The organism is Candidatus Methylacidithermus pantelleriae (assembly GCF_905250085.1).
In the GTDB taxonomy this organism is placed as follows: Bacteria; Verrucomicrobiota; Verrucomicrobiia; order Methylacidiphilales; family Methylacidiphilaceae; genus Methylacidithermus; species Methylacidithermus pantelleriae.
Genome location: NZ_CAJNOB010000038.1, coordinates 1 through 8,704 on the forward strand (window position 1 = coordinate 1; position 8,704 = coordinate 8,704).

At 51.9% G+C, this 8,704-nt stretch carries 5 protein-coding genes and 1 pseudogene; 5 read left to right on the plus strand and 1 reads right to left on the minus strand.

Annotation, left to right across the window (positions count from 1 at the left end):
- The 4 genes and pseudogenes from KK925_RS08265 to KK925_RS11550 all read left to right on the plus strand — a co-directional run.
- Positions 1-1,011: hypothetical protein (locus tag KK925_RS08265; protein WP_174583490.1), on the plus strand; the 1,011-nt coding region annotated here is incomplete at its 5' end.
- Positions 1,012-2,376: 1,365 nt separating this feature from the next.
- Entirely contained in the window at positions 2,377-3,459 is a 1,083-nt protein-coding gene (locus KK925_RS08270) for a hypothetical protein (protein ID WP_214096429.1), read from the plus strand.
- Positions 3,460-3,492: 33 nt separating this feature from the next.
- Positions 3,493-3,750 carry a hypothetical protein gene (locus KK925_RS08275; protein ID WP_174583492.1) on the plus strand — a complete coding sequence of 86 codons (258 nt, stop codon included), beginning with the start codon at positions 3,493-3,495 and terminating at the stop codon, positions 3,748-3,750.
- A gap of 30 nt (positions 3,751-3,780) precedes the next feature.
- A pseudogene (locus tag KK925_RS11550) lies at positions 3,781-5,402 on the plus strand (IS1634 family transposase).
- A gap of 1,994 nt (positions 5,403-7,396) precedes the next feature.
- On the opposite strand, the gene KK925_RS08295 reads toward KK925_RS11550, so the two are convergent.
- Positions 7,397-7,576 carry a hypothetical protein gene (locus KK925_RS08295; protein WP_214096432.1) on the minus strand — a complete coding sequence of 60 codons (180 nt, stop codon included), beginning with the start codon at positions 7,574-7,576 and terminating at the stop codon, positions 7,397-7,399.
- Positions 7,577-7,733: 157 nt separating this feature from the next.
- Here KK925_RS08295 and KK925_RS08300 point away from each other — a divergent pair, with 157 nt between their 5' ends.
- Entirely contained in the window at positions 7,734-8,312 is a 579-nt protein-coding gene (locus tag KK925_RS08300; RefSeq protein WP_174583494.1) for a hypothetical protein, read from the plus strand.
- The last annotated feature ends 392 nt before the right edge of the window (positions 8,313-8,704 follow it).

Sequence of the window (8,704 nt, forward strand, 5' to 3'; positions counted from 1 at the left end):
ATGGATAACAAAGATCCAGAACCCAGGTTTAAGCTAGGTGTCCGCTACATTGCCGAAAAGCTTTTTCCCCGCGTTCGCCTAAATCAACATCAACTCGACGAGCCAGGTGCCTATGTGTATACCGAACACGTTGGGAAGTCCATTAAGAACACATTGCCAGGAGAAGGAAGGCAACAACTGACCCCCGAAGCGTTTCTTTTGCTTTCTGCGGCTTTGAGTCTTGTTCCCACACTGCTCGCCTTTATAGTGCCGGCCATAGCGGCTGTGACCATCTTTCTTTCCATTTACCTTTTCCAATTCTTGATTTTGGTAGCCTGTGACTTGGCGTTCCGAGTAATCATGGCACTCGGATTGGCAATGATTCCCTTGGTCTTCTTCCGGTCTTTTCAAAACATCTGGCTCTATTACCTCAAGTGGCTCATTTGTATAGCCATGGTCCAATGGCTTTTCTTTTTGTGCGCAGGGATCGGCTTTTCATCGGTAACGCTTCTTTACCATGCCCTAGTCGATCCCTCCTCTTCCAACCAGGTCGGGATCCTCCCGGCAATCCTTTCAACTCTCTGGCAGGTTGTCTTTGCCAACCTTATCCAGATTCTGGGGCCCTCAGCCACCAGCTCCAGCACCTCGGGGTGGTCTGGCCCCCTCATTTCCAAGTTTTTTCAGGCTCTGGGAGTTGCTCCTCAGGAAGCTGGCGTTGAATTCTCCGGGATCCGTGAGTTGGTCATGCAAGTCATCTTAATGCTTTTGGAGGTAGCTACCTTGACCTCCGCGATCTTTGCGGGCCTGTCAATCATCTCGTTTTTCGTAATCACAGGCATCCATTGGGGCGTCTCAGCTGCACGGATCGCCTATTCTGCCTTCGAGGGCTTCTACGAAGCCGGTAGCGCCATTTTGGGACACGCTACGCAACCCGTCGGTCTTGCCGAGCGGATTGGAACCGGAGTCTGGCAAAGGGCGCAGGCCGGAGTTTCAGCCATTGGTCAAGCTATCCGAGGAATGGCTGGTGAATAAAAGCAGTCAATCATCCTTCTTTTCCGAAAAAGGAGTGCGCAAATGAATCCTTCAACGATTTTCAGTCTCTTCGTACTGGCTTTTCTCATCCAGGTCCCAGGATGCTTTTCCCACAACGAAAAAAGTGGCACGAACCAACCCAGCACACAACCTTCCAGAGGTATCTGGCCTTCTCTTCCTCTTCTCAAACAGCCGAAGCATTGCGATATCACCGACCAAGACCGATTCATATTGACGTACGTCGACCGGCCGATGCACGGGCCACTAAACCGTATGTACCACCCGCCTCTGACGCTGAATGAGGCTAAGCGCGATTTCGAAACCTATCGCAACAGAGAGCAAGAGGGCCGCCTATTGAACCGACGCCTAGTATTCGTCAAGCATGTTGACTGTTCCGAGATTACTAAGATGTTCAGTGTCACTGCCTTGGGGTACGATCCTGGCGCTGACCCGGACATAATCTGTTGCGTAGAAGTAAAGGTTGAAGCGGACTATGTCACTCCAGAGATCCCAGAAATACACGAACCAAGCCACCGCTTCCACGTGCCTAACTTTCTACATTACCTTGCTGGAAAAAATAGAATGAGCCAGTGGATTCCTATTTACGGTTTCGATGATACTGATCAACGGATCCAAATTCAATGACTAATGATAATTGTTTGAGTCGCTACGAAAAACACCAAGCTTAAAAGTACTTTCTATCTAACGATGGAAAGCTTGTGATTCGAGCGAGGCGACAAAAAGATCTTATAAGGCACGGAGCTCCACCCCAGTGTTCTTGGCAGAGGCTTAAGGAGTCGAGAAAGGCATGAAGCTTGCGATGGATAAGGAAGACCCCAAAGATCCGGAACCGCGGTTCAAGCTAGGTGTCCGCTACTTTACCGAAAAGCTTTTGTCATTTTCCGGCACGAGCAGAATGGCGAGCAACCAATTCGACGTGGCTACTTCTCTTTCGTCTTACTTTTCCATCATTAAAGCGTCGAGCAAAACGCTTCCTTGCCAAGACAGATTCGCCGAAAAGGAAAGCCTTTTCGAAAGGGAAAAATTTTGGCCGAACAATTCGAAAGAGCCAGCCATTTTTTGCTCCGACCCATATAAAGGATATGAAAGCAAAGAACCCACCAAACCTTTGTTAACCAAAGCAGACACTACGGAACATAACAGAAGTTTAAACATGAAAGGAAGGTAAACCCTATGGTTCTCACGCTGGCTGATCTGATTCATCATGTCTTCCCCTGGCTTGCCATGATGACTCTAGGAGTGGTGGTGACCTTCTGGATTCTACCCCCTGGGCCCAAGCGTTTTTGGGTGCTCGCCGCCCCCTTTTCTGGCAACAGAGCGTCCAATCGAACGAGGATCGTCGCCGTGCTCTTCCTTTTTTTATGGATCACTTCTATAGCCGGAATGCCAATTTTGTGGCAAGAAATTGGCCTTGCGACTGCTGGGCTTTTGACGGGATGGGTCGCAAAAGTGTGCCTTTCTTCCGCAGGACAAGATCAAGCAAACGAATCATACTCCAATCTTGGAGCCATAAAGCGTACTCTTCTTTCTCCTGTCGCAGCCTTTTTCTGGGCACCGGTAGCTCTCCTTTGGACGGAACGACCTATGCCCACAAGCTGGCTTTGGACCATGCTGGGCTTTCTTGGAGCAATTCATTGTGCCTCCATCCAAGGCTTCTTTTGGTCCCGATTTATACCGCCGGACACCCTTAATGGGTCTGAGAGCATTCTTTTCGATCGCCTTTTCGCGTTTGCCTGCCTGAAAGATACATCAGCCCCCCAACTTCCGCAAAAGCGCCTGGGCGTCGCCGAGTCTCTTCGCGGTATTCAAACAATCTTGCTTTTCACTACCTCTTCCTTTTTCTTCCTCTCGTTTTACTGGAATATCCCCTTCTCTTCGCGCATCCTCATCTCTTTGGCCATACTCGCGGGAGCAGTTTTCCTTTGGCGCTATGCGTCGCAACTTTTGTATCAAGCTAGATGCGAATTACAGGCGGCTTGGCTTGGCCCTGGCGCTTCCCGGAAAGTCATTCTGCGTACTTCACGCTACTGGAAACTCCTGTTCTTCATCTCTACGCTCGCGATAGCAGCGGGCCAATTTCATGATTTCCATTATGCTCTTTTCGCTTTTGTCGTAGAAGCTCTACTGCTGATGCAATGCGCCTCTCCTTGCTGGGAAGAGGCGGCCGAACTAAAAAGGTTCTACAAACTAACACGAAGACCAGTGTTTACTACCCAGCAAAAGCGCGAACTCATTGCACTCATCAACACAATGCTACTGCGTCCAACGCCAGCCGAATGGTCACCACCTCTCCATAAGCCTGACGATTCAATACTCGGCTCTCTTAAAAGCAAGGAAGTTGGCTCCCAGAAAAACGCACTCTTGCCGATGCCCAGTGGTAACAACGACAAAAAGGACGAAAACACAACACAAGCAGATGAACCTTAAAACATCCCCGTTCTCCTTCGGAAGATATCTGCGGTGCTTTTTGGATCTCTTCCAGTAGGAGCAGTGCCGTTTCGCCTGCCTTTGTTTGATTCCTTCCAGCATACAGCTAATGAAGTAGCGGCGGTCACTCATGAAAAAATTCTAAGTATTGCTTCCTTTATGACGAAAGCGCCGTTTCCTCTAAAAAGCAGCTACCAGCCGATCTTCCGCACCATTTTGAGGATTCTTTCGGCGTATGAAAGACTTATGCAAAATCCTGTAGGACGTACCATGCAAATACAATGTGAATAACTTTTATTATGATGTTGGCATATTGTAGGCATGTATGTGCAAGAGGTGCGGACCTGTCAGAGGGGCAAAGTCTACCGATCCCTTCTTGTCCGGGAGTCGTAGCGGGTGGGCAAGCAGGTCAAGACGAGGATCCTGTGCAATCTGACCCGAATGCCGGTGGAGGTCCAGTAGGCGATCCGAGCGCTGCTGCAGGGGAAGAAGCTTGTGCCTGTGGACGGATTGGAAGGGCAGGAAGCTCTGGATTACGGAGGAATCGCGGTTCTGGAGGCGGCCTGGCAGCGATTGGGACTTGATTCGGTTCTTGCCGGAGTGGGTTCGGAGCGGAAACGGTGGCTTTTGAAGGCGATGATCTTCGGCCGGATTCTTTTCCGCTCCTCCAAGCTCGGGCTTCGCGACCAAGCCCGCGGAACGCTCCTGGCCAAGGTGTGCGGGTTGGAGGAAAAGGACATGGAAGAGGACGATCTCTCCCGGGCGATGGATGGGCTTAACGGCGTTTGGAGCGGAATCGAAGAAGAAGCTTTACCGGGAGGCCCAGCCGGAAGGCACAGGCTTGGTGCTCTACGAGCTTTCGAGCGTCTACTTTGAGGGGGACGGCCCCGAGGGATTGGCGCAGTACGGCTACAGCCGGGATCACCGGCAGGACCGGCCTCAGGTGCTTCTGGCGGTGGCGACCGACTCTCGGGGGATCCCGATCCATGTGGAGGTTCTCCGAGGGAATCGGGCCGATTCTTCGACGCTTCCCGGGCTTTTGGTTGGCTTGCGGCGACGGCTGGGGATCGAGAAGGCGGTCTTCGTTTTCGATGGCGGGATGAAGAGCCGCTGGAATCTGGAGATGCTCACCGGGATGGAGCCTTAAGTACGTGACCCGTTCCCCTGCGACCCAGCTCCAGGAGATCCTTCGGCGACTTCCCCGGGACCGGCAGCTCTGGTTTCGGGATCGAACCCGGGTGATGGAGATCGAGCATCAGGGAGTCCGGTACGTGGTGGCCGGAGGGGAGTGGCGTGCGATGCGGGATCGGGAGCGGCGGCAGAGCTGCATTGCCCGCGGAGAGGAAGAACTACGCCAGATTGCCAACGCAACGCGCAAGGGGGCGGACCCAGTCGAGCTCGGCAGCCGGGTCGGCCGGGCGCTCCAGCGGATTCAGACCCATAAGTACTTTCAGTACGGAATCGACGCCAAAGGTCGGTTCTGGTGGAAGCTCAACCAGGAGCGGATCCAAGAAGAAGAGGCGATCGACGGCTGGTATCTTTTGGAAACCAACCTCCCCTCCGCCAAGACTTCTCCTCAGGAGGTGCTGACCCACTACAAGCGGCTCGCCGAGGTCGAAGCCGCTTTTTTAGAACTCAAAAGCTACCTCGAGGTCCGGCCGGTCTACCACTGGCGCCCAGATCGTGTTCGCAACCACGTCAGGATCTGCTTCCTGGCGTTTTGGATAAGCGCCCGCCTCAGAGTCGAATGGCTAGCCAAGGGGTTCACCGAAGAAGTGCCGAAGGTGCTTCGCTCCCTGCAAACGATCCGATGGATCCGGCTCACTCCCCAGGGACAGGCCTTCGTCGGGTTTTTCTCCAAGATCCCCGCCGAGATCAACGCACTGCTCCAAAAGCTCGACTTGCTCCCGCTCTTCGACCGCCCACCCCAATGGGCCATGTAGGCAGAACGAAAAACTCCTAACGTTCTGCGGCAGTCACTTACGTCACTAGATAGCGGAAGTTTAGCCAGCGCCTGAAAGGGATGCCGCTGAAGAAACAAGAGACTCCACTAGCAGAAATTAAGTATCAAGAGAACCAAAAAGGAACAAAATATAACAAGTTGCTTAAATTGAGTATACAGACAATTGCAGAGAAAATTTAGGCCGCATGCAATTATGTGAAAAGCTTCGACAAATGGGCTTTGCGGAAAAATAAGGCGGTGATGACACTAAAAGTGAGGATGATACACCCCTGATTCAGGGTCCAATTTCATTTATGAAACTTGTTCGCATCGGCGGGGGTATTTTGTTGTTGTCACTTTTCGATAGGGGAAGTTCGAAACTATTTGGAAATGTGAACCCCTACAGCCGGTTTGGAAGTAAGCGAGATCTTGGAATGGAGCACAAGCGCTCTCAGTCCAGATAACCAGCCGGTGGATGATCGCAAGCTAAGCTTATCCCCAAACCGCCTTTCGCTCCGGGGTTTCCGGTCTCGCGTAGCAGCAACGGCGGGCGCCGTGCGCCCTGTGGCTGCAAGGGGAGTGCCGATCATGGCTAGCCCATGTCGCTTCTTCAACCGGCGGCCTGTTTCACACACACGAAAAACCTCTGCCTAATCCGACTGGAGGCTTTGTCTAAGCCTCCTTCGCGTTTCGAGGCTACCCTTTTTGCTTGCCCGGTTTCCGAGCCTTCAGCCCAAGGTCTCAAAACGATGAGGTTGATTATTTGATTATGCCCAGTCGGTCCGCGTGCAGCGAGCGGGACCATGGTGGTGGGTAGAGTAATTTCCTTCTACCGGCCCCGATCCTGGATTACAAGGCATGTCGCAAAAAAGTTGAATCGCTTTTTAAATCTAGGAGAAAACCGCGCGGGAGCCTAAAAACTTTTCCACCCGCCGATCTTCTCTTGCGAAGCTCGGAAGAGCAAAGGACACGGACTCCTTGAGGCGTTGGGACGGGATCGAAAGGCTGAAACGATAAAATTTTGCTTACGCAGCCATAGCCAGGGGAGCACGCGTACGCACCGGTGCGTACGCGGATCTTCCGGCTTGCCTGCCTCTGGCTTCAGGATTTTCAGCCTTTTTTGAGCCAGGCCAAAAGAAAAAGGGAAAGTGGGAAGCTAAAATCGAGAAGGATTCCGCCTCCAATTTTCTTTTGGAGGGCTGGATTTATCGAGGAAGGCTTTTTATCAATACCCTGCTCCATCCAAAGCCTAAATCCCTCGCTCAAGCGCTCCTGAAAGGATATCGTCTGCTCCCCCGTGTGCATCGGATTCGACTGTAACCTTTGGCGTTACCGGGGCGCGCACGGATTTCGCCGCGCTGCTACCCAGCGGGTCTTACGGACGACAGCAGGGTGCTAAGCCCGTTGCCTTGCGTACGGCGCCTTTAAGCGTAGGTAGCTCAAGGACGCTAAGCTTCCATGCGAACAAAACTGTCGGAAGGGCAGTGCGTAACAGCTGGCCTTCGACGAACTAACGCGTCCGGCTTAACGACAACGGAAACTATTGGCTCGACTCAAGCTCCACCTCGTTCCACGCTGGAAGCCAATCCTTGTTTTGGTCCCGTAACTTAGGAATGCCTCAAGGCATAGCTTTCAAGCGCAGCCCATTTTCCTCGAAGGTTATTTTGTGCGCTAGGTGCTTCTTTTGAAAGCAGCTCGGTCCTTGAGCAAACCGTGGCCAAACAATCTCTAGGCCATCTTAGCCTACGCACACTGCTGCCTAGGGCTTGCCTCGGTGGGTACCGCGCACAAACACTCTGCAAACTAACGTCCAGGCGTCCAAAATGGCACTATGCCAGATCGCTGCCTCTTGTTCCGGTTTGCTTGGGAAAAATTTTGCAGGCCGACCAACGTTTCATCAGCCAGTCAAGACAGAAAAGCCTATTACAGATTGTAGGATGGAAAGCACTGGTTGGCTTCCGGGAAAGACATCTCATTTGACCTCGGGCTCCTCCTTCAGCGGATTCCCTTCTGCAGAGGGGGTGGAACGTTTTCTACTTCCAATACGGCTTTTTCCATTAAAATTTGTATCCAAAGAAATTCACCTTGGCATGCCCAGTACTGCCATCCAGTTTCGGGAGCGCTCAGAGGGACTTTGTACGAACACTTCGCTTGCGACCCACGGGAAATGCGCATGTCTTTTGCGCGAGAACCAAGTGCAAGTCGCGCTCCAGGCTCCCATTGGGAGCAAACCCGGACATCCAAGGAGCGGGAAACTTTTGCACTGGCCGATCGGCTGGCGTCGACGAGCTGCAAATTTCCCCCTTTTTTGGGAATTCGCTTGGAGTCGAAAATGAGAGAGCGTGGCACACAGGTTATACCGATACCGGTCAGTTCAGACCAGCAGCTAGCAGAAAAAGGTTGCGTCATCATGCCCAAAAAGATCGATTTGCAAGAGAAACGTAGACTAAAGCACGTGTTGGAAATGGAAGAAAATCCCCAAAGACTTCCTGCGTGTTTGTGCTTAAAAAAGGTTCGGCGATACGGATTGTCGTCTTTCTTCCTCCTTCTTTTTGTTCTCTATGTCACTACTGGGCCGCTTATGGCACAAGACACTTATTCCTCTGATGACACGTCAAAATCCCCGCACGAAGCTTTAAGCATCGTACTTGGTGACCCCAAAAGTGGTGTGCTTCAAAAGTTAACCTCGATGGGCTTGGACGCCTTGGCTCTTGCCATCATTTTTCTCGGTCTTTTTGTTGCTGTGTTTGGGCGAGTCCCGACATACGCCCCTGTGGGAGTTATTCTCTGCGGCATTCTTTTGCTCATTGCTGCCAGCGGACCAGCGTTTAAATCGTTTGTCCAATTTTGGCAGTCTGTTTGGCAGAACGCACCAGCGACGTTGACTCAATTTATCGGCCCCGAGAAATGAATGTTGTGTTTGCTTCTCTAGCAAACACCTTGCACCTTTTTGCTCTGAAAGCATCGAGAAAGTAAACAGTCCAGAATCGTTTTGGCACAAACGAACGCAGCAAAAATCGATCGTTTACCGACGAAAACGTGCCTTCTCTACTAATCAGGAAAACTTATCATCAGGGGCGATGTAGAAGGAAAAGGTGGCAGAATCGAATGGAAAGGCCGTTTTCCCGAGCTAGAACGAGACTAACGGAAGGGGACGAAAACGAGCAAAAAAGAGGCAGACTTGGATGACAGGATGTAGGGGAAGCGAGTGTTGCGGCTGGGATTTGTTTTTAGAGATTGTGCGGACTAGGAAGATCTCAACGCGCATGAACAGCTGCGGATCGATCCAGCCCTGACTCATTC